General features: G+C 60.5%; 23 protein-coding genes. 22 read left to right on the top strand and 1 reads right to left on the bottom strand.

From position 1 onward, the window contains the following. Window positions 1-139 precede the first annotated feature (139 nt). Window positions 140-487, bottom strand: a complete 348-nt coding sequence (locus tag H8B20_RS16365; RefSeq protein WP_210623872.1) for a hypothetical protein — start codon at window positions 485-487, stop codon at window positions 140-142. 108 nt (window positions 488-595) lie between these two features. Between H8B20_RS16365 and H8B20_RS16360 the strand changes: the two genes are divergently transcribed. From H8B20_RS16360 to H8B20_RS16255, 22 genes are all read left to right on the top strand, one after another. Continuing rightward, complete coding sequence (locus H8B20_RS16360; protein WP_210623871.1) at window positions 596-940, top strand: phage holin family protein; 345 nt, start codon at window positions 596-598, stop codon at window positions 938-940. A gap of 168 nt (window positions 941-1108) precedes the next feature. Then, window positions 1109-1711 carry a terminase small subunit gene (locus tag H8B20_RS16355; protein WP_210623870.1) on the top strand — a complete coding sequence of 201 codons (603 nt, stop codon included), beginning with the start codon at window positions 1109-1111 and terminating at the stop codon, window positions 1709-1711. A 4-nt stretch (window positions 1712-1715) separates the two neighbouring features. Continuing rightward, complete coding sequence (locus H8B20_RS16350) at window positions 1716-3737, top strand: phage terminase large subunit family protein (protein ID WP_210623869.1); 2022 nt, start codon at window positions 1716-1718, stop codon at window positions 3735-3737. A 1-nt stretch (window position 3738) separates the two neighbouring features. Next, on the top strand, window positions 3739-3945 hold the full coding sequence (locus tag H8B20_RS16345; protein WP_008087653.1) for a phage head-tail joining protein: 207 nt from the start codon (window positions 3739-3741) through the stop codon (window positions 3943-3945). Then, window positions 3945-5426, top strand: coding sequence for a phage portal protein (locus H8B20_RS16340; protein ID WP_210623868.1), 1482 nt, complete (start codon window positions 3945-3947; stop codon window positions 5424-5426). The genes H8B20_RS16345 and H8B20_RS16340 overlap by 1 nt, the downstream gene beginning before the upstream one ends. Next, a complete protein-coding gene (locus tag H8B20_RS16335) occupies window positions 5423-6571 on the top strand; it encodes a head maturation protease, ClpP-related (RefSeq protein ID WP_210623867.1) in 1149 nt (382 codons plus the stop codon). The genes H8B20_RS16340 and H8B20_RS16335 overlap by 4 nt, the downstream gene beginning before the upstream one ends. A 2-nt stretch (window positions 6572-6573) precedes the next feature. After that, on the top strand, window positions 6574-6918 hold the full coding sequence (locus H8B20_RS16330) for a head decoration protein (protein WP_210623866.1): 345 nt from the start codon (window positions 6574-6576) through the stop codon (window positions 6916-6918). Window positions 6919-6982: 64 nt separating this feature from the next. Beyond that, window positions 6983-7978 (top strand): major capsid protein, encoded by a 996-nt coding sequence (locus H8B20_RS16325; RefSeq protein WP_210623865.1) that lies wholly within the window; start codon window positions 6983-6985, stop codon window positions 7976-7978. A gap of 2 nt (window positions 7979-7980) precedes the next feature. Next, on the top strand, window positions 7981-8301 hold the full coding sequence (locus H8B20_RS16320) for a head-tail joining protein (protein WP_210623864.1): 321 nt from the start codon (window positions 7981-7983) through the stop codon (window positions 8299-8301). After that, window positions 8298-8963 (top strand): hypothetical protein, encoded by a 666-nt coding sequence (locus tag H8B20_RS16315; RefSeq protein ID WP_210623863.1) that lies wholly within the window; start codon window positions 8298-8300, stop codon window positions 8961-8963. Before H8B20_RS16320 ends, H8B20_RS16315 begins: the two co-directional genes overlap by 4 nt. Further along, window positions 8956-9471 (top strand): hypothetical protein, encoded by a 516-nt coding sequence (locus H8B20_RS16310; RefSeq protein WP_210623862.1) that lies wholly within the window; start codon window positions 8956-8958, stop codon window positions 9469-9471. Before H8B20_RS16315 ends, H8B20_RS16310 begins: the two co-directional genes overlap by 8 nt. A gap of 29 nt (window positions 9472-9500) precedes the next feature. Then, complete coding sequence (locus H8B20_RS16305; protein ID WP_150592594.1) at window positions 9501-10034, top strand: phage baseplate assembly protein V; 534 nt, start codon at window positions 9501-9503, stop codon at window positions 10032-10034. Window positions 10035-10086: 52 nt separating this feature from the next. After that, entirely contained in the window at window positions 10087-10335 is a 249-nt protein-coding gene (locus H8B20_RS16300; RefSeq protein ID WP_150592465.1) for a hypothetical protein, read from the top strand. Between the two features lie 5 nt (window positions 10336-10340). Continuing rightward, a complete protein-coding gene (locus H8B20_RS16295) occupies window positions 10341-10667 on the top strand; it encodes a GPW/gp25 family protein (RefSeq protein WP_150592464.1) in 327 nt (108 codons plus the stop codon). Then, window positions 10664-11545 carry a baseplate assembly protein gene (locus H8B20_RS16290; RefSeq protein ID WP_210623861.1) on the top strand — a complete coding sequence of 294 codons (882 nt, stop codon included), beginning with the start codon at window positions 10664-10666 and terminating at the stop codon, window positions 11543-11545. Before H8B20_RS16295 ends, H8B20_RS16290 begins: the two co-directional genes overlap by 4 nt. A 1-nt stretch (window position 11546) precedes the next feature. After that, window positions 11547-12152: a phage tail protein I gene (locus tag H8B20_RS16285; protein ID WP_210623860.1), complete on the top strand. Its 606-nt coding sequence runs from the start codon at window positions 11547-11549 to the stop codon at window positions 12150-12152. Next, window positions 12149-14107 (top strand): phage tail protein, encoded by a 1959-nt coding sequence (locus H8B20_RS16280; RefSeq protein WP_210623859.1) that lies wholly within the window; start codon window positions 12149-12151, stop codon window positions 14105-14107. The genes H8B20_RS16285 and H8B20_RS16280 overlap by 4 nt, the downstream gene beginning before the upstream one ends. 2 nt (window positions 14108-14109) lie before the next feature. Next, on the top strand, window positions 14110-14571 hold the full coding sequence (locus H8B20_RS16275; RefSeq protein ID WP_210623858.1) for a phage tail assembly chaperone: 462 nt from the start codon (window positions 14110-14112) through the stop codon (window positions 14569-14571). Between the two features lie 103 nt (window positions 14572-14674). Further along, window positions 14675-15841: a phage tail sheath subtilisin-like domain-containing protein gene (locus H8B20_RS16270; protein WP_150592459.1), complete on the top strand. Its 1167-nt coding sequence runs from the start codon at window positions 14675-14677 to the stop codon at window positions 15839-15841. Window positions 15842-15854: 13 nt separating this feature from the next. After that, the gene (locus H8B20_RS16265; protein ID WP_210623857.1) at window positions 15855-16358 is read left to right on the top strand and encodes a phage major tail tube protein; all 504 of its coding nucleotides are present in this window, start codon (window positions 15855-15857) and stop codon (window positions 16356-16358) included. 13 nt (window positions 16359-16371) lie between these two features. Further along, complete coding sequence (locus H8B20_RS28335; protein ID WP_210623856.1) at window positions 16372-16971, top strand: phage tail assembly protein; 600 nt, start codon at window positions 16372-16374, stop codon at window positions 16969-16971. A gap of 150 nt (window positions 16972-17121) precedes the next feature. Further along, a complete protein-coding gene (locus H8B20_RS16255) occupies window positions 17122-19965 on the top strand; it encodes a phage tail tape measure protein (RefSeq protein ID WP_210623855.1) in 2844 nt (947 codons plus the stop codon). Window positions 19966-19967: the final 2 nt, after the last annotated feature.

Genomic DNA, 19967 nt, shown 5'->3' with positions numbered 1-19967 from the left:
ACCCTGCGTTACCCACTTATTCACCGGGTGGCATTAAAACAGGGTTGCTGCCACCGGAATCGACCTGTAAAAAGTAGTCATCTTCGATAGGTGCGACCGCAGAGAGCGGCACAAAAAACCGGCCAAACGGCCGGTTTTTTTATTTGTCGCTGGTGGGAATTCGAAAGGCTGCCAGCTTTTCCTTCGTACCCTTGGGGCTAGACCAGTACGCGGCAAGAGCAACGCCAATCGCTAGATAAAATATTGTGTTCCAAAGGTTAGCCAAGAGCCACAAGATATCCATGCGCGTCAAAGGCGCATCACTCCTACCGAACTTGATCGTTTCCCATATCCCGCTGCCCACCACCAACAGAACACTGGCAATCGTTGCGAGCTTGATCGCCCATGTGCGCAGCTCCAATCGCTTCTGATCTGTTAGTTGAACCCATCCAATCATTAGCGAGCCAACCACACCCACTGTGGTTACGACATCGATCAATACACTCATTGCTCTGCTCCGATCCGTTGGATTACGTCGGATAGAGCTTCTTACATTCTGGTGTGACAGCCAAGTAACTTGGACGTGTTCCGAATCTATAAACCATGGGGAGCAGACATGACGAATGAGCAACAAGCACTGGCAGAAATGCCGATTTGGTTAGTGATCGTTCTGGCTCTGGTCGGTGGCGTATCGGGGGAGATGTGGCGGGCAGACAAGGATGGGGCGCGAGGCTGGGCATTGTTGCGCCGGCTGGCACTTCGGTCTGGTGCCTGCATCGTCTGCGGGGTGACGGCGATGATGTTGATGATCGCCGCCGGGATGTCGCTGTGGACGGCGGGCGCGTTGGGTTGCCTGACGGCGATGGCCGGCGCGGACGTTGCCATCGGATTGTACGAACAATGGGCTGCCAAGCGATTGGGCCTCAGCGAAGCCCCGCCAACCAGCGGCGGGCAGGGGTGATGCACCGCCCCGGCACCCCGAAAACCACCGGGGACCCTAGGGGTATCTGAAGGACACGGGGTCGGAAACCCGCGGGAAACTGTTAGCCGCAGGCTTCCCAGCTTACTGAAATTTCAATCATTGAAATCTTGAAAGGATTCATTGAAATACGTTGAAAAAGGAGGGCTCATGACAGAACCAACCTACCTGTCAAAGAGCGCCTTCGCGGCTCGGCTTGGCAGGTCGCCGAGCTACATCACTTGGCTGAAAGACAACAACCGGCTGGTACTTTCGCCGAATGGTAAGCAGGTTGATGTAGATGCCACCGAAGCGCTGATTCGCGACACCGCAGACCCGAGCAAGGCCGCTGTTGCCGAACGACACCAACAGGACCGGATTCAGCGCGACGTTTACAGCCAACTATCCAGCCAGGCCGAGCCGACTTCAACGGCTGCGCCGCCGCTCACGATCACACCTGCGGGGCAGCTCCCCGACTTCCAGAAGGCCCGGGCACTGCGCGAGCACAACTTGGCACAGCTCGCCGAGATCGAGTTGCACAAGGCCAAGGGTTCGCTGGTTGCCCTCTCGGCGGTGCAATCCGGCGCTTACAACGCCGGTCGCATGCTGCGCGATCAATTGCTGGGCATGCCGCCGCAACTGGCTCCGGAACTGGCGTCGATGACCGACCCTTGGGAAATCGAAAAGCACCTCACGGCGGCGATCCGCCGCTCGCTTGAAGACGCAGAGCGCATGTCTTCAGCGGATCTTGAACACGCACTGACCACGAGTTAAGCCCATGCCCACGGAAATTCCCGACGGTGCAGAGGTGTACCGCGAGGCGTATTTCCGTGGGCTACGGCCCGACCCGGATGTCTGGATCGATCAGTGGGCCGATGAGTACATGCGAATCCCGCGTGACACCGGCGCCGCTGAGCCTGGCCAGTACCGCACCTCGCGTACACCTTATGCCCGCGAGCCCATGCGGTGCCTATCGCCGGCTCACCCATGCAAGCGCGTGATCACCATGGTCGCGTCGCAGCTAATGAAAACTCAGATCGGCCTGAATTGGATTGGCGGCCTGATGCACATGGCACCGTCGAATATCCTGGCGTTGCTGCCAAGCCTCGGCCTGGCCAAACGGGTGTCCTCGCGGATCGGCAAAACGATCAAGGCAACGCCGGTGCTACGCGAACGCGTGGCGGCCAACCGCTCGCGGGATTCGCGCAACACGATGGACACCAAAGAGTTCGAGGGTGGCACGTTGTACGTCACCACCGCCGGCTCGGCCGCCAACTTGTCGGAGCTGTCGGCGCGCTACGTTTACGGCGACGAAATCGACCGCTGGGAAGTCGATATCGGCGAGGAGGGCGACCCCATTGAACTGGCGGAAACCCGGGGCAGTACCTTTGGCCGTAACGCCAAGTTCTACTTCTCCAGCTCGCCGACGATCAAGGGCGCCTCGCGAATCTCCGACCTATTCGACGGCAGTGACCAGCGTCATTACTACGTGCCATGCCCGTACTGTGGGCACATGCAGGTGCTTGAGTGGGAGAACCTTCTCTACTCGGCAGACTTCAGCGTAGTGCATTACAAATGCGCGGCGTCCGGGATGGACTGTGACGTACTGATCGATGAGTACCACAAAGGTGAAATGCTCGCCAAAGGCGAGTGGCGTGCTCATGCCGAGGGGGACGGAGAGACGGTGGGTTTCCACCTCAACGCGCTTTATTCACCGCTCGGTTGGATGGACTGGAAGTCGCTGGCCAAGCAATTCGAGAAGGCGAAGAAGGCCCAGGCCAAAGGCGATCTTGAACCCATGCAGGTGTTCTACAACACCCGTTTGGCGAAGGTTTGGGACGCGGCTCAAGAGCAGACCAAAGCCGACGTTCTGAGGCAGCGCGCGCGGTTGGAAAGTTACACCCTTGGCTCTCTGCCGGCGGCGGTGATGATGATCACCGGCGCCGTTGACGTTCAAGCCAACCGGCTGGAATTCATGGCCATGGGCTGGGGCGTCGGCATGGAGCGTTGGGTCGTCGACTACCAAGTGGTCTCCGGCGATCCCGCAGACGACCGCACCTGGGCGGCGCTCGACGAATTGCTCAAGGCCAAATATCGCCATCCGTGCGGTGTCGGTCTGGGCATTCTTGCGGTGGCCGTTGACTCCGGTGGTCACCACACCGATGAGGTCTACCAATTCTGCCGCGTTCGTCGCTGGCGGAATGTTTTCGCCATCAAGGGGGCGAGCAAACCCGGCAAACCGGTCATTGCACAGCGCCCGTCCATGGTCGACGTGACGTGGAAAGGCCAGACCGAACGCAACGGTGCCGAGCTTTGGTTCGTCGGTACCGATACGGCGAAGGACTGGATCTACAACCGCTACCCGTTTGAGTCCGGGCCGGGCGCGTTGCACTTCGCGAATGACCTGCCAGACGACTTCTTCGACCAGTGCGTAGCAGAACGCAAGGTCGCCCGTTATGTGCGTGGCCACAAGCGCGTCGAATGGGTGAAGGGCAAGGCCGAGCGCAACGAAGCGCTCGATCTGATGGTGTATTGCCTCGCCATGGCGCATTACCTGGGCCTCCACCGATACAAGGAGCACGACTGGGAGCGCGTGCGTCAGTCCCTGGCGCAGTCCGGACTGTTTGACGAAGCTCTGGGCATTAAGTCCGTTCAAGGTGAACGGGTCGATAGTCTTGGCCCAGCTACACCTATTCGGCCTCCGGCTTCACCACCCGCTGCTCCGGTCGTGCCACCGCTTCCAGCAGCAACACCCCCTCAACGCCGCTGTTCCACCAGCGGCTACCTGAAGAGACGCTGATATGTCATTTACCAAGAAGCACCTCGACGCGGTTGAGGCGGCTATTGCTCGCGGTGAAAAAACTGTGCGCTACACCGACCGTACCGTGGAATATCGCACGGTCGACGAGCTGCTCAAGGCGCGCGAAGAAATACGCTCGTCACTGGCCAGCGCCGCCGGGCCGCGTTCACGCGTGGTCCGGCTGTACCACGCAGGGAAGGGGGTCTGATGGCCCGACAGTTTCCAACGCTGACCCGTAACGGATTCGTCTTGCCGTCCAACATCAAGGCCAGTTACGAAGGCGCCGGAGAAGGGCGCCGCTCCGCTGGCTGGGACGCGCCCGACAACGGGATTAACAGCATCAACACCCCGGCACTGCGCAACCTACGGTCGCGTTCTCGCGCAGCGGTTCGCAACGACCCGTACGCCTTCAACGTCATCGACAAGCGCGTCAGCAACCTGATCGGCACCGGCATCACGCCTCGGCCAACGACCGACGATGATGCTCTGCGCAAACTGCTGCAGGAGCTGTGGGGCGATTGGGTCGATGAGTCGGATGCGGATGACCGTACCGACTTTTACGGCCAGCAGGCGCTGGTGGCGCGCACGGTGGAGACCTCGGGTGAATGCTTCGTGCGCTTGCGTCCGCGCAGCCTGAACGAAGGTTTGGCGGTTCCGCTGCAGTTGCAGATCCTGGCGCCGGAGTTCGTGCCGCACGACAAATTCGAGAGCGCCAAAAACGGCAACGTCATCCGCGCCGGCATCGAGTTCACTCCCAGTGGCAAGCGGGTGGCGTACCACATGTACCTGTCGCATCCGCGTGATGCAGCTTCACTGAACGCTGGCTACAACCAGCTAGTGCGTGTGCCAGCCGCGCAGGTGCTGCACATCTTCGAACCGGTCGAGCCGGGCCAACTGCGCGGTGTGCCGCGATTGTCGCCGGTGCTCAAACGCTTGCGCAGTCTCGATAACTACGACGATGCGGTGCTGTTCCGTCAGGAGGTGGCCAACCTCTTCGCCGGTTTCATTAAGCGTCCCGCGCCCGATTCTGGGCCGGTACCTCGCGATCCCGTCACGGGCGCGCTGTTGGATCTGGATCGCGACGGTTTCACACCGATGGTAGCACTCGAACCCGGCACCATGCAGGAGCTGGGGGCAGGCGAGGAGGTTGAGTTTTCCAAACCGCCAGACGCCGGCAACAACTATCCGGACTTCATGCGACAGCAACTGATGGCCGCAGCAGCGGGGTCGGGCACGCCTTACGAGATCCTCACCGGCGACATGCGCGGGATCAACGATCGGGCGCTGCGGGTGGTGCTCAACGAGTTTCGGCGCCGCCTCGAACAACTGCAATTTAGCGTGTACGTGCATCAACTTTGCCGTCCGGTGCGGGCCGCATGGATGGACATGGCCGTGCTGTCGGGTGTCCTGGTGCTGGACGATTACGCACAGAAACGGCGCGATTACCTGCGAACCCGTTGGGTGCCACAGGGTTGGGCCTACATCCAGCCGGTGCAGGACGTGCAGGCACGGCGGATGGAAGTGCAAGCCGGTTTTTCTTCGCGCAGCGAAATGGTGCTGCGCACCGGTTACGACGCCGAAACGGTCGATCTGGAAAACGCCGCCGATCTGGCGCGGGCCACAAAACTGGGCCTCAACTACAACACCCTGGATGCCGTCGAAGACAACGATGACAAGGAGCAACCATGAGCAAACAAGCGCGACCGCGCATTTACAACCGCGCCGGCAAACGCGTCGAGGTTCAAGACAAGACCTGGTACGCCGTGCATGCCAGCGGCGAGTCCACCGAGCGAGTGATCGAGGTTTTCGTCTATGGCGAGATCGGCGGCTGGGGCATCACTGCCAATCAGTTCGTGCAGGATCTGCGCGCCATGGATGACGGTGTGTCACCGGTGGTGGCCGCGTTCAACAGCATCGGTGGCGACCTGTTCGACGGTCTGGCCATGCACAACGCGCTGTCGCGCTTGGGCGAACGTTGCACCGGGCGGATCGATGCGCTGGCAGCGAGTGCGGCCAGTGTGGCCGTGTGCGGTGCTCACCGGGTGGTGATCGCCTCCAACGCAATGTTGATGATCCACAACCCATGGACTTACGCCGCCGGTGATGCTGAAGACTTCCGCAAGGTCGCCGACGTCCTCGACCAGACCATGGAAGCGATCATCGCGGCGTACAAGGCCAAAGCGCCCGACATTGATGAGGTGGAGCTGCGGCGATTGGTGGCGGCTGAAACCTGGCTGACCGCCAACGAAGCGGTGGCACTGGGGCTTGCCGATGAGGTCGGTGACGGCGTGAAGGTCAAAGCCTGCCTCGGTCAAGGCGCGGTGCTGCAACGATTCCAGAACGCACCGGCCGAATTGCTGGCCCAGCTCGACGAGCCAGCCGAACCGGATCTGGAGCTTGAACCTGTGGATCCGCCGCTGGTACCGCCGGTGATCGACTCGGCCAAATTGGCACTGTTGATCACTCAGCGCTGCACGGCTGCGGGCATCAGTAACTTGGTCGAGCCGCTGCTCAGTTCAACCCAGCTCGAAAGCGAAAAAATCGTTCTGGCTGGACTGGCACGTGCCAAGGCAGTGAACGACCTCTGCGTGGCCGCGCGACTGCCGGAATTCAGCGCCGAGTATGTCGCCGCAGGTCTGGACGCTGCGGCAGTGCGCGCGCGTCTGTTCGACAAGATTGTTACCAGCGGCAAGGGCTTTGAAATTGACAGCAGTCTGCCACTCGATGATGACCCGGTGCCGAAGGTGCATGCCAGGCAAATCGACCAGCCCTCGATCTGGTCTGCTCGCCAAGCGGCGCACACCGGAAAACGAACTTCTCTTACTGGAGCTTGAGTATGACCATTCAACGTGAACCGATGCACGCCGGAGAATTCCTCCTGTCCGAAGGTGCCGGCACCATCTCCCGCGAAGCGATCAACGTCGCCGCAGGCCCGGCGCTGGAGCCTGGCCAGATCCTTGGCCTGGTCACCGCCACTGGAGAATTCGCTCCGTACAACCCGACCGCCGAAGACGGCAGCGAAAACGCCCAGGCCATTCTTTTCGGGCCACTGAGCTCGTCTGACATTGTCCGTCGCGGTCGCGCCGTGGTGCGCCTGGCCGAGGTTAGCGAAGCGCACCTGAGTGGTCTGGATCTGGCGGCTGAGAAAGCGCTGGCTGCCCATAACGTGATCGTCCGTTAAGGCGATCACCCTCGATTTTTTCAGCCCGCCCTGTGCGGGTTTTTTGTTTTCTGGAGACTGCCTCATGGCTGACATTCAAATCTTCAACGACGAGGCGTTTTCTGTGTCCTCGTTGACCGCCGCCATCAACGAACAGGAATACTTGCCCGGCCGTATCGGAAGCCTCGGTCTGTTCCAGGAAGAAGGCATCACCACCCTGACCGTACAAATCGAGAAGGACGGTGACACCCTGGCGCTGGTGCCGGCCGGTGAGCGCGGTACCTCTGGTCTGGTGGTTGCTGGCAGCAAGCGCACCCTGATCCCGTTCAACACCGTGCACCTGCCTGAGCGTTTCACCATCAAGGCCGATGAGATTCAGGGCATTCGCGCTTTCGGTACGCGCTCCGAGTTGCAGTCGGTACAGGACGTGGTCAACAAGCGGCTAGCCAAGGCCCGCCGCCAGTTGGACGTTACCCACGAGTTTCAGCGTCTGGGCGCGCTCAACGGCAAAATCTACGACGCTGACGGCAAGACAGTATTGCTCGATCTGTATGAGCGTTTTGGAGTGAAACGTAAAACCTTGCCCATGGGCTTTGGTGGCTCGGACGAAGACTTTCGTATCAAGTGTGGTGATGCGTTGGATTTGCAGGAGGACGCTCTTGGGAGCGTTACCCGCAGTGGTTCGCGCGCTTTCTGTGGCAAGAACTTTTGGAACGCAATGCTGAAACTCAAGGAAGTGAAGGCGACGTACCTCAACACCCAGCAAGCGGCTTCGCTGCGCGGTGATGCCCGCGAAAGCTTCGACTATGGCGGCATCACCTGGGAGCGTTACCGTGGCAAGATCGCCGGCATCACTTTTGTGCACGACGACAAGGCACTACTGATTCCCGAAGGTGTGCCGGATCTGTACATCTCGGTGTTCGCGCCTGCCGACTATATGGAAACGGTCAACACCGAAGGCGTGCCGTACTACAGCAAGATCGAACCGTTGCCGTTCAACAAGGGTATGGCCGGTGAAGCGCAGTCCAACCCTCTGCACATGTGCACCCGGCCATTAGCGCAGATCCTGTTGGAGATGTAGTCATGGGCTTTCGCGATTTGATCGCCGATGTAGACGCAGTGGTGTTCGAAACGCTGGGCGATACGGCGCGGATCGAGGGTCGCGAAGAGCCAGTGTTCGGCATGTTTGCCGCGCCCTGGCTGCAACCCAAGTTCGGCAAGCTCAACACCGGTTTGCGCGAGCCGCGCTTCGAGATCCGTGTAAGCGATTCGCAAGGTCTGGAGCAGGGCATGCTGATCAGCGTCGATTTGCCCGCCTTGGATGGTGGCGGTGACTACGACCTGATCCAGCTCGAGCCGAGCGGCGACGGCCTGGTCGCCCTGATTCTGAGGTTGCGGCCATGAGCGTCGGCAGCTATTTCAAACCCTCGGCCGGGGGCGGGATGATCTCTATCCAGTCCTCGGCCGCAGATTTTCAGGCGTTCCAGGACGTTGCCAAGGTAGTGCCAAAAGCGGCGGCTGCGGCGCATCGGCGCGCAATCAACAAGACGTTGGGCTGGTTGCGCACGCACATTGCCCGAGCCGTCAGCCGGTCAGAGCGCATTGCTGTTGCAGCGGTGCGTCAGCGGTTGCGCAGCTATCCGGTTTCCGGCGGTGCCACGAGCGGCAAACTGTGGTTTGGGTTGAACGCCATCGAATCCAGCCGGATCGGCCGGGCGCGGCAAACCGGCAGCGGTGTATCAGTGGCGGGGCGGCGTTACCAAGGGGCTTTCCTCAAGAAGGTCTACGGCAACAAGCCCGACATCTGGATCCGCACAGCCAGCAAGCATTTCAACGGTGACGATTACCCGGACAGCACGGTGTCACCTGGTCGCGGGCCGAGTTCGGGTTGGGTCGCCGAAAACGGCAGTCGTTTCCCGCTGGCCAAAGCCAAAGTGTCGCTGGAGCAGGCCCGACCGCATTTCGACAGTTGGGTCAAAAAGGCCGATGAGCGTCTGCTGGAGATTCTCAAGCAGGAACTCAACTTTGAGCTGCAGAAATACCTTAAGAGGATCGGCAATGTCTGACGAACCGTTCAGCCTGGACCAGCTTTATCGGGCGGTAGAACAGCATCTGCGTACCCACTTGCCTGGCGTGCAGGCCGTCACAGCTTGGCCAGACATTAAGGGTCGCGTGTTGCTGCCAGCGGTATTTCTGGAGGTGGCCGAGATCGAGCCGGGTACCGATATCGGAACCGGCGAAACCTCGCTGGTCTGCAAGTTCGAGGCGCGCATCATCGTCGACCCGATCAAGCCGCACCATCATCAACAGGCCGTGCAATTGGCGACCCAGTTGGCGGTGCTGCTGCGTGCGCAGACGTGGGGGTTGGCAGTTGAACCCGCCGAGTTCGTTCAATCGCTGCAGGACTGGACGCAGCCGCATCTGGATGGATACACCGTGTGGCTGGTGGAATGGACTCAGCAAGTCTATCTCGGCCCGGAGGAATGGCTCTGGCCTGACGAGCCGCCGGGCATGTTGCTCATTGGATTCAACAACGACGCCAAAGAGGATTTTGTCCCTGCGGAGGATGTGTGAGTAGCTACGCGAGTGCCCAGCACGACCGCATGATTGCGGGGGCGGTAAAGGCTTGCTACGTGGTCGCGGTAGATCTGTCCGCATCGCCGCCAGTGTGCAGGGTATCTGATGGTGAGTGGACCAGCGCCTGGGTGCGCTGGCACAGCATCGCGGCGGGAAAGGCCAGGCATTGGCGGGCGCCGTCCATGGGCGAGCAGGGCAGTTTGATCAGTCCCAGCGGTGACGTGTCACAAGGCACGTTTGTCCCGGGCTTGTATGGCAATGCCGGACCGCCGCCAGATAATCGCGACCATGTCGAGGTCTGGCGTTTCGATGATGGCGGCTCGCTGATCTACGACTGGCAGGCCAAGAGCTACAGCATCACCCTGCCGAGCGGTACGGTGACCATCAAAGTGGCCAGCACGGAAGCGGTTGTTACCGATGCCGCCGTGAACGTAACCACCGGCAACATCAATCTGAAAGCGGCGGTGATGATCGACGGCGCGCTACACGTTACCAAGGGCATCACCAGCGCCGGCGCGATCATTGATGCCACCGGCAACAGCAACCACCACACGCATTAATTCATTCACGACAGCCCGCCCAGTGCGGGCTTTTTCATGCCTGGAGAAATACATGGCCAAGATCGATACGACCTCAACCGATGCGCAAACGTCCTCGCAACCGGCATTGCCATCCTCAACTTACTCATCGCCTGAGTCCTTGAAATTCCGCGACAAGCTCTACACGTCGCGACTGGTGATCGTGCCCGGTACTGACCGTTCCTATCCGGTCGAGAAGGCGACGGTCGAGGTACCGGCCTCCGACATCGAAGCGGTCAAGTTCCTGAAAGCCAGCGAAGAATACGAGCCGTTCAAGGAGTGACATAGATGATCGGAATGGATCGCCACACCGGCCAACCCATTTCCGGCATCAAGCACTTGCGCCAATCCATCGCAGACATCTTGGGCACGCCGCTGGGCAGTCGCCGGCACCGTATGGAATACGGCAGCAAGCTGCGCCGGTTTGTCGATTTGCCCGTTAACGAGGGCTGGAAAAGCGCCGTACAGGCTGAAGTCGCCCGCGCTCTAGGGCGCTGGGAGCCGCGTTTGAAGCTGGATCAGGTGCGCGTCATTTCCGTCATTGGCGGGCAAATCAATCTGCAAATCGTCGGGAAGTACCTGGGCGACAGCGTCACGTTGGAGGTGGCCGCTTGAGTACCGTTGATCTGTCGTCGTTGCCGGCACCGACCGTGTTGGAGCCTCTGGACTTCGAAGAGGTTTATCAGGATGGGCTGGGCGTGTTTCGCGGGTACATGGGCGGCAACTGGACGGCCGCGCTGGAAAGCGATCCAGTGGTCAAGACGCTTGAGGTTGGGGCTTATATCAAGGTCAGCAACCGCGCCCGGGTCAATGACGCCGGCAAGGCGCTACTGCTCGCGCACGCTATTCGCGGTGACCTCGATCAGTTAGGGGCTAACGTCAATCTGAAGCGCCTGGTTATCCAGGCCGAGGATCTGCTGGCGGTGCCGCCGGTGCCCAAGGTCATGGAAGAAGACGACCCGTTTCGCGAACGCATCCAGTTGGCTTATGAGGGCTTGACCACGGCCGGCCCGCGTAACAGCTACATCCTGCACGCGCGTAACGCCTCGGGGCTGGTGGCGGATGCCACGGCTGAAAGCCCGGCGCCTTGTTACGTTACGGTAACGGTGCTGGGGCTGGACGGGGAAGGCGAAGCTTCGCCGGAGCTGCTGGCCACTGTCGCCGCTGCGTTGAACGACGAAGACGTGCGCCCGGTCGGTGATCGGGTGACCGTGCAGAGTGCGCAGGTGATCCGCTACGAGATTGACGCCATCTTGCATATGACCGGCGCCGGCCCGGAAGCGGATGCCAGTTTGGCCGAAGCGAAAAGCCGATTGGCCGGTTGGATCAATACACGCAAGCGGCTGGGCGTCGAGGTCGCACGCTCCGCTGTTGACGCTCAGTTGCACGTTGCCGGCGTTGCCCGGGTTGAGTTGGTTGGGTGGCAGGACTTGGCCCCGACCAAGGCTCAGGCGGCGTTCTGCACGCGCTACAACGTGAGGCTGGCGGGCTGATATGAAAAGTCTACTGCCGCTCAATAGCACGCAACTGGAACGGGCCATGGAGGCCGCGTTTTTCGAAAAGACGATTGTCCCGCTGCGCGACCTCTACAACCCCGACACCTGTCCGGTGCATCTGCTGCCGCATCTGGCGTGGGCGTGGTCGGTCGATCGCTGGGATTACCGATGGTCTGAGGCGACCAAGCGCGCGGCCATCAAAGCGTCGTTTTACATCCACAAACACAAGGGCACGATCGGCGCGATACGTCGTGTGGTCGAGCCGCTGGGCTATCTGATCGAGATTATCGAGTGGTTCAAGATGGCGCCCGAGGGCGTGCCGGGAACCTTCGCACTGAAGATTGGCGTACTCGATACCGGCATCACTGAAGAAATGTATCAGGAGCTTGAGCGCCTGATCGACGACGCTAAGCCCGTCACGCGGCATCTGACCGGGCTGGCGATCAGCCTCGAAACCAAAGGCGATCTGAACATTGCCGTTTCCCTTTATGACGGCGACGAAATTGACGTTTACCCACCCGTCATGCGTGACATCGAGGTCACCGGCAGCTTCGGCGTGGTCGGTCGCGAACACTCTATAGACACTCTGGATATCTATTCATGATTGATGCGAATTCGCAGTTTTTAGCCATCCTCACGAATGTGGGCAGGGCCAAACAGGCGAATGCCGACGCGCTCGGGATTGCCTGGAAGATTACTGAAATGGGCGTGGGTGATGCCAACCCGAACGGGCTGGCGGATCCGCCGAATCCCGTCCCGGCGGCCACTCAAACCCGACTGTTAAACGAGTGGCGGCGCAAGCCCCTGAATCAGCTACGCATTGACCCGGTCAACTCGGCGGTGATCATCGCCGAACAGATCATTCCGGCCGATGAGGGCGGTAAGTGGATTCGCGAAATCGGCCTCTACGATGCTGACGGGGATCTGGTGGCGGTGGCCAACTGTGCGCCGAGTTTCAAGCCGCTGCTGTCGCAAGGTTCGGGCCGCACGCAAGTCGTGCGCATGAACTTCGTGGTCACCAGTACCGGCAACATCACGCTAAAGATCGATCCGGCGGTGGTGCTGGCTACTCGCGAATACGTCGATTCGCGCATTCTGGAAGAGCTGGGCAAGCTGGACATTAAGCAGTCCGTGCGCGTGGCCACTACGGTCAACATCAATCTGGCGGGCTTGCAGACGATTGATGGTGTCGCTCTGGCTGTGGGTGATCGGGTGTTGGTGAAAGACCAATTCGCGGCCAAGAACAATGGCCCGTACGTGGCTGCGGTCGGGTACTGGGTTCGCGCCAAGGATGCGGACAACAACGTCGAGGTGACTCCGAATCTGACGGTAGCAGTCGAGGAGGGCGCTACACAGGCTGATAGCATTTGGCAGTTGGTGACGGATGGCCCGATTGTGGTTGGCACCACGGCGCTGACGTTCAAGGACATCACCGATGGGTTGGCCCGGTTGTTCTCGCCAAGCTTCGCGGGCAATCCGACAGCACCTACCCCTGTGCTGTTTGACAGTAGCAAGTCGTTAGCTACGACAGAGTTTGTCGCGCGCGCCGCTGGCAATTATCGCGGTTTCACCAGTCTGACGGCGTCGGCGTCATTGACCACGGCGTCGGCCGGTACATTGGTTACAGTCATCGGCTCATTTACGGTCAAACTGCCGCTGGCCAGTGATATGACCTATGGGGCCGCCATCCACTTCCTTAACATTGGTGGTGGCGTCGTTAACGTGGAGTGTGTCGGTGCGGATTCGTACAACGTCGGCAGCGGGGCCCATCCTGTCAGCATCCCTTTGCAGCCTGGCGCCTCGCTGACAGTAGTGACCAGTCCCACGCAAGCAGCGTGGTGGGCGTGGGGCTCTGCACAGCTGCAATATGCCAAGGTGCAGGGCTTTACCGCGCCGCAATTTGATAACAGCAAATTGTTAGCCACAACTGAATTCGTGCAAAGAGCCTTGAACGGATACTCTTCGTTTCAGACTGTCTCGGCTTCTCGGAACGTGGCACTGGCGGACATTGGCGCGCTTGTCTGGTTTAACTCTCTTGGGTCATACACCCTGAGCCTGCCGCCACCATCGGTAATGGGTATTCCGTATTCGGGGGCCAGCTTTACGGTATTCAGTACCTCTGTCGGGGGAACTGTTGCCGTTTCGGGTGGTGCGATCATTCAGGATCAGATGGGCGGGAATCTCACCACTTTCGCAGTTAAGCCGGGTCAGTCAGCCAAGTTTGTGGCGACCTCCCCGACCACATGGACTGTTCTTGAGTCCACGGCCAACCTCTTAAGAAACTCGGACTTTGCCGCTGCTCTAGCGCTCACTGCTGCCAGTCAGCAGCTTCCGGGGTTGATGATCAAAGTGGGGAGCATCTCCAACGCTTCGACTGCGGCAACGATCCCGCTGACATTTCCTGTGTCGTTTCCGAATGCCTGTGTCGCCCTGGTGCTTTCGCCATGGTCAGTCGGCGGCAGTGCGTACTCGCATAATGGACGAGACAAATCGGGCGCCACCATTTCCCGAGTGGCTAACGCCAATTTCTACTTTGACTACATCGCTATCGGGTACTAAGCATGGCCAAGTTTTACAGTTGTATCGATGAAGTCCGGGGCGGCTTTTTTGACTCCGATGTTCACGGGGAAGTTGGAAGCCCGGGCTGCACTATCCCAAAGGGTGCCAAGGAAGTTACTGATGAGCTGCACGCGGATCTTGTGGCCGCACAAAGTGAGGGGAAGTTGATTGTCCCCGATCGTGACGGTTATCCGGTTGCGATAGATCCGCCGCCGCCGGATGCGGAGGCATTGGCCGAAGCTGAGCGCGCCTGGCGCGATGCGCAATTAGCATTGACGGATCCGCTGGTGTCCCGGCACCGCGACGAGGTCGAAGAGGGCGGTTTGACCTCGATCATGGCCGAGCAATATACCGAGCTGCAAGCCTACCGCCGGCAGTTGCGCGACTGGCCGCAAGGCTCGCAATTCCCGCTTGTCGAACACCGGCCGCCGGTACCGACCTGGCTGTCAGCACAACCCGACTAAACGCCCCGCACTGACGGGGCGTTTTTCATTCCGTTACGCGTAACACCAACACCCACACAGCCTCGCTTAAGCGGGGCTTTTTCGTTTCTGGAGATTGGACTTTATGAGTTTCTTTCACGGCGTCACGACCACTGATGTCAAGACGGGAGCGCGCACCATCTCGCTGCCGTCTTCGTCGATTATCGGCCTGTGCGACACCTTCACACCGGGCATTCTCGGCGGCGGTACGGCCAAGGCCGGCGAACTGAAGTTGATCACCACCGAGCGCGAAGCCATTGCCGCGTTCGGTGCCGACTCGGCCATCACCAAGGCCTGTCAGGCGATCTTCGTCAAAGCCAAGGCGGTGATCGTCGCCATCGGTGTGGCCAAGCTGGAAGACGCCGCGCTGCAAACCTCGGCGATCATCGGGGGTGTTCTGGCCTCGGGGCAGCGCACCGGTTTGCAGGCGCTGCTCGACGGTAAAAGCCTGTTCAACGCACAGCCGCGATTGCTGATCGCCCCGGGCCACACCGCGACTCAGGCTGTGGCCACTGCGCTCGACAGTGTGGCGCAGAAGCTGCGCGCCATCGGCATCATCGACGGCCCTGGCACCACCGATGAGGCCGCCATGGCCTACGCCGATAATTTCGGCAGTCGCAACCTGTTCATGGTTGACCCGGGTGTGAAGTATTGGGACACCGTCACCAGCTCGACGGTCGACGCGCCCGGCTCGGCTTGGGCAGCAGGCCTGTTTGCATGGACGGATGCTGAATACGGTTTCTGGGCCTCGCCATCGAACAAGGAATTGACCGGTATCACCGGTACCGGCCGCGCGGTCGAGTATCTGGACGGCGACGAAACGTGCCGGGCAAACCTGCTCAACAACGCCAATATCACCACGATCATTCGCGATGACGGTTATCGCCTGTGGGGCAACCGCACGCTGTCGAGCGATCCGAAGTGGGCCTTCGTTACTCGCGTTCGCACGCTGTTCATTCTCATGGATGCAGTGCAGGCCGGGCACAAATGGGCTGTCGACCGCTCGATCACCAAGACCTACGTGACCGATGTCACCAACGGTCTGGATGCGTTCATGCGCGACCTTAAAGCCCAGGGCGCAATCATCAACTTTGAAGTGTTCCCCGACACCGAGCTGAACACGGCCAGCCAGATTGCCCAAGGCAAGGTGTATTGGCGCATCCGTTTCACCGACGTGCCGCCGGCAGAAAACCCGAATTTCCTTTTCGAAGTCACCGATCAGTGGATGACCGAAGTGCTTGAAGCAGCCTAAGGGGGCGTAGCAAATGATTCCTCAGACTTTGTACAACACGAACATGTTTGTCGACGGCGTTAATTTCGCCGGCGAAGTGCCGAGCATGACGCTGCCCAAGCTGACCACCAAGACTGACGAGTATCGCGGGGGCGGCATGGCCGGCCCTGTCGAGATGGATCAGGGGCTCGAAAAAATGGAGGCGTCCTTTGTCACCAAAGGCGTGCGCCGTGAGTCGCTGAAAAACTTCGGTTTGGCCGATGGCACGGCATTCAACGCCACGTTTCGTGGAGCCTTCAGGGGCCAAAAGGGCGCGGTGACAGCGGTCGTTGCAACCCTGCGCGGTCGGCTCAAAGAGGTCGACATGGGCGACTGGAAAGCGGGCGACGCCGCCGAGATCAAACACGCTGTTGCGGTCACCTACTACAAGCTCGAAATCGACGGGCGCCTGATGTACGAAATCGACATGGTCGCCGGCATTCAGGTGATCGACGGCAAAGACCAACTGCTCGAAGTGCGCAACGCGCTCGGCCTGTAAGGAATAGATCCAGATGACTCAAGCAATCGCTAAAAACCTGCCGGCCTGGCTGTCGCTCAGTGCAGTCGGTGCCGTCGTAACGCTGACCCGCCCAAGCCAAGCCAATAGCATCGACGTCGAGACGTTGAACCTGCGCAACCCGACCGTGCGTGAAGTGCGCGCGGCTGACCGTGCCGCAAACGGTGACGACGAACAACGCGAATTGATGCTGTTCGCCGGTCTGGCGGAAGTCGGACTGAAGGATCTGGAAGGCCTCAAGCTGGCCGACTATCGCCGCGTGCAGGCGGCGTATACGCACCTGGTGCCGAAAACCGATTATTCGGACTCGATGCCGGCATGGTTGTCGCTGACGACCGATCAGGTGGTGGTGACGTTCTCGTGTCCGAGCGAAATCAACGGCGTGACGGTCGACAAGCTGGCCTTGCGCTCCCCTACTGTGGGCGACGTGCGTGCGGCCAACCGTGAGGTCAGTGGCGACGATGAACAGCGCGAGCTGGTGTTGTTTGCGGCGCTGTCCGGGGCGTCGGTGGCGGATCTGGAAGGGCTGAAGCTGTTGGATTTTAACCGCTTGCAGGCCGGCTATTTTCGCATGGACAACGACGACGGGCTTTAACCCCAGCGTTATCAAGTCGGCAGCAAAACGTCTGGCGGCGGAAACCGGTTTTTCCGCCGCTGAGATCCAGTCGATGCCGTTTGCGGAAATGGTGTGGTGGCTCACGGATTGAGCCGCTTTGGGTAGTGCTGGGCACATGGGGGCCATCACATGGCAAACAAAATCGCCCTCGGGCTGGTGATCGGCGGCGCCGTCAGTTCCACGGTCGGCGCCGCGTTCAAGGATGTGACCGGGCGTATCAAGCGCCTCGAGGCAGAAGGCAACAAAGCGCGTGTGCTGCAGCGCACGATTGGCGACACCATCCGCCTGCGCGAAGAATGGAAGAAGGCTCACGACACCGGCGCGGCCGGTGCGTCCAAATTACTCAACCGTTTGAACTCAAACCTCGACAGCCTGAAAAAGCAGGGGATCGAGGTCGGCCGGCTGGAAAAAGCCTATCGCTCGATGGGGCAGACGGCCAACAAAGCCGAGCTGAAAGCCAAGGGGCACCAGCAGATTGATTCGGGTGTAAAGGGCATGAAGGGCGCCGTCGGTGCAGCGGTCGTCGGTGTCGGTGCCATGGCGGTGCCGACCAAGGTCAGCGCTGATTTTGGCGCGATTGTGCGGGACATCGCGATCAAAGCCGGCATTGCCAACAAGCCGCAAGAACAGGAGATGTCGCGCAAGATCATCGACACCACACGCGATACCGGCATGGCGCGTAACGACGTGGCCGACGTGGTCAATCAGTTGGTCGGCGCCGGTATGGACCTGAGCAAGGCGCTGGAGTACGCGCCTGTCGCGGCCAAGTTTGTCGTGGGGCAGGGATCCAGCGGTGTCGACACGGCGAAGATGATCAACGCCCTGGGACAGAACGCCAAGATCACCGACCCCAAGCAGATGCAGCAGGCGCTGGAGGCGATCGCCTACCAAGGTCAGGCGGGCAGCTTTGAAGCGGCTGATATGGCCAAGTGGTTCCCTGAGTTGCTGGCTAACATGGCCAGCAACGGCATCACCGGCATGGACGCGGTGACCCAATTGGGCGCCATGCTGCAGGTGCAGATGAAACAGGCCGGCAGTTCGGACGAAGCGGCCAACAACCTGAAAAACTGGATGGGAAAAATCGGCTCGACCGACACGGTCAAGGCCTACGAAAAAGCCGGTATTGATTACAAGGGTTCGATGCAGACCGGTTTGCAAAACGGCATGTCGACGCTAGAAACCAGTATGGCGCTGGCTCAGAAATACATTCAGGCCACCGATCCGAAGCGTGCGGCGGCCATGGCCGAAGCCACGTCAAAAATCAGCAAGGAAGCCGATCCAGACAAGGCCAAGGCCATGATGGCCTCGCTGGAAGAATCCCTGCGCACCGGCGACCTGTTCGCTGACATGCAGGTTAAGGCGGCGCTGTCGGCCTACATGCAGAACAAGGCGCTGTACAGCCAGCTTAAAAACGATTCTCGCGAGGCGACCGGGATCCTCGACAAGAACCTCGCCGAGCGGCGAGAGTCGTCGTCGCAGAAGTGGGCCGAAATGGCCCAGTCGATGGATGATGCTATGCGCAGCATCGGCGATGCCCTGCGGCCGGTAACGGACGTCGTTGCAGAGTCGCTGACCAAAGTCACCAAGGGCATCACGTCGCTGTCTGACAGCGCGCCCGGGGTGGTGACGGGTGTCGTGGCTGTCGGTGGTGGATTGATTGCCCTCAAAGGGATTTTCAGTTCGTTCAAGATCGGCAAAGGGTTGTTCAACCTGGCGCGCGGATCCTTGGGCAAGGGCAAGGCCGGCGAAGTGCAAAAGGTCTTTGTGACCAACGCCAAAGACGGCGACGGTGATGGCGACGGCAAGGATGCAGAACCCAAAGGCAAAGCCGGCAAAGCGCTGTCGCTGGTCGAAACCGGGCTCAAGGCCGTCGCCGCGTTCAAAGGCGAGCCAGCGGATGGCGATGATGGCGCCGGTGAAGGCGACGACAAGAAGCCCGGGAAATTCGATCTGGTTTCCACTGGCCTCAAGGTCGTGTCGCTGGCCCAGGAAGCCGTTTCGGGCGGCGATGGTGAGGGCGAGGCGGGCGGCGGTGACGACGCGGTCAAGAAGGTTTTCGTCGTCAATGCCAGCGCCTTGGGCGGCGCCGGTGGCGCAGATGTTCAAGGCGAAACTCGCCGGCGTGGGCGCGGCTCGCGGCGCGGTGCTTCGCGGCGCCGGCCGTTGCCTCGCCCTGGGCCGCCACGACCACCCGGGCCGCGGCCACCTGTACCACGGCCACCGGTTCCCGTACCGCGTCCGCCCGTTCCGGTGCCACGGCCGCCGATTCCACCGGTGCCACCTGTCCCGGCCGGGACGATGGCCAAGCTGGGCGGGGTTGTGCAGGCCGTTGGCAAGGTCGGCAAAGTCGCCAAGATGATTCCGGGCGGTACGCTGCTGGAGTCTGGAGCGATGGCCTACGAGACATTTGAAAACGCCAAGACCAAGGACGAAAAAGCCGAGGGCTACGGCGCGGCCGCTGGCAATCTGGCCGGCACCATGGCCGGTGCAGCAGCAGGCGCGGCCATTGGTTCGGTGGTGCCGATTATCGGCACGGCCATCGGCGGCTTGATCGGCGCCTATCTGGGCAGTCAGGGCGGTGCGGCGTTGGGCGGATCTTTGGGTAAATCGCTGTTCGGTGGCGAGGATGAAAAGCCCGAGGAAAAGCCAAAGGCGCCCGTGCCGACCACGCCGCTCATGATGGCGTCAGCGGCGCAACAAGGCCCTGTGTTGGGTGATGTCGCGCGCTCGATGGCGGTGACGGCGCCGCTCAAGTCGGCGGCGCTGGCGATTCAGCCCAAAGAGCCGGAGAAGCCGGTGCCTGCCAAGGTGGATCAGCAATTTCAATATTCGCTGAGCATGCCGGTCACGGTGCAGGGTGATGTCAAAGATCCGCAAGCCTTGGCGCAGGATCTGATGCCGCACATGCAGCGAATGATGGCGGACGCGGCGAAGAGTAACGCTGCCAAGCTGTACGACGAACCCCATGTGTAAGG

Source organism: Pseudomonas sp. P42, assembly GCF_017973755.1.
Lineage (GTDB): Bacteria > Pseudomonadota > Gammaproteobacteria > Pseudomonadales > Pseudomonadaceae > Aquipseudomonas > Aquipseudomonas iridis.
This window is presented reverse-complemented; position numbering and strand designations above follow the sequence as displayed.

Bases quoted from the DNA above. Each gene is read 5' to 3' on its own strand.
- H8B20_RS16365 (WP_210623872.1), bottom strand. From the start codon at position 487: ATGAGTGTATTGATCGATGTCGTAACCACAGTGGGTGTGGTTGGCTCG.
- H8B20_RS16360 (WP_210623871.1), top strand. From the start codon at position 596: ATGACGAATGAGCAACAAGCACTGGCAGAAATGCCGATTTGGTTAGTG.
- H8B20_RS16355 (WP_210623870.1), top strand. From the start codon at position 1,109: ATGACAGAACCAACCTACCTGTCAAAGAGCGCCTTCGCGGCTCGGCTT.
- H8B20_RS16350 (WP_210623869.1), top strand. From the start codon at position 1,716: ATGCCCACGGAAATTCCCGACGGTGCAGAGGTGTACCGCGAGGCGTAT.
- H8B20_RS16345 (WP_008087653.1), top strand. From the start codon at position 3,739: ATGTCATTTACCAAGAAGCACCTCGACGCGGTTGAGGCGGCTATTGCT.
- H8B20_RS16340 (WP_210623868.1), top strand. From the start codon at position 3,945: ATGGCCCGACAGTTTCCAACGCTGACCCGTAACGGATTCGTCTTGCCG.
- H8B20_RS16335 (WP_210623867.1), top strand. From the start codon at position 5,423: ATGAGCAAACAAGCGCGACCGCGCATTTACAACCGCGCCGGCAAACGC.
- H8B20_RS16330 (WP_210623866.1), top strand. From the start codon at position 6,574: ATGACCATTCAACGTGAACCGATGCACGCCGGAGAATTCCTCCTGTCC.
- H8B20_RS16325 (WP_210623865.1), top strand. From the start codon at position 6,983: ATGGCTGACATTCAAATCTTCAACGACGAGGCGTTTTCTGTGTCCTCG.
- H8B20_RS16320 (WP_210623864.1), top strand. From the start codon at position 7,981: ATGGGCTTTCGCGATTTGATCGCCGATGTAGACGCAGTGGTGTTCGAA.
- H8B20_RS16315 (WP_210623863.1), top strand. From the start codon at position 8,298: ATGAGCGTCGGCAGCTATTTCAAACCCTCGGCCGGGGGCGGGATGATC.
- H8B20_RS16310 (WP_210623862.1), top strand. From the start codon at position 8,956: ATGTCTGACGAACCGTTCAGCCTGGACCAGCTTTATCGGGCGGTAGAA.
- H8B20_RS16305 (WP_150592594.1), top strand. From the start codon at position 9,501: ATGATTGCGGGGGCGGTAAAGGCTTGCTACGTGGTCGCGGTAGATCTG.
- H8B20_RS16300 (WP_150592465.1), top strand. From the start codon at position 10,087: ATGGCCAAGATCGATACGACCTCAACCGATGCGCAAACGTCCTCGCAA.
- H8B20_RS16295 (WP_150592464.1), top strand. From the start codon at position 10,341: ATGATCGGAATGGATCGCCACACCGGCCAACCCATTTCCGGCATCAAG.
- H8B20_RS16285 (WP_210623860.1), top strand. From the start codon at position 11,547: ATGAAAAGTCTACTGCCGCTCAATAGCACGCAACTGGAACGGGCCATG.
- H8B20_RS16280 (WP_210623859.1), top strand. From the start codon at position 12,149: ATGATTGATGCGAATTCGCAGTTTTTAGCCATCCTCACGAATGTGGGC.
- H8B20_RS16275 (WP_210623858.1), top strand. From the start codon at position 14,110: ATGGCCAAGTTTTACAGTTGTATCGATGAAGTCCGGGGCGGCTTTTTT.
- H8B20_RS16270 (WP_150592459.1), top strand. From the start codon at position 14,675: ATGAGTTTCTTTCACGGCGTCACGACCACTGATGTCAAGACGGGAGCG.
- H8B20_RS16265 (WP_210623857.1), top strand. From the start codon at position 15,855: ATGATTCCTCAGACTTTGTACAACACGAACATGTTTGTCGACGGCGTT.
- H8B20_RS28335 (WP_210623856.1), top strand. From the start codon at position 16,372: ATGACTCAAGCAATCGCTAAAAACCTGCCGGCCTGGCTGTCGCTCAGT.
- H8B20_RS16255 (WP_210623855.1), top strand. From the start codon at position 17,122: ATGGCAAACAAAATCGCCCTCGGGCTGGTGATCGGCGGCGCCGTCAGT.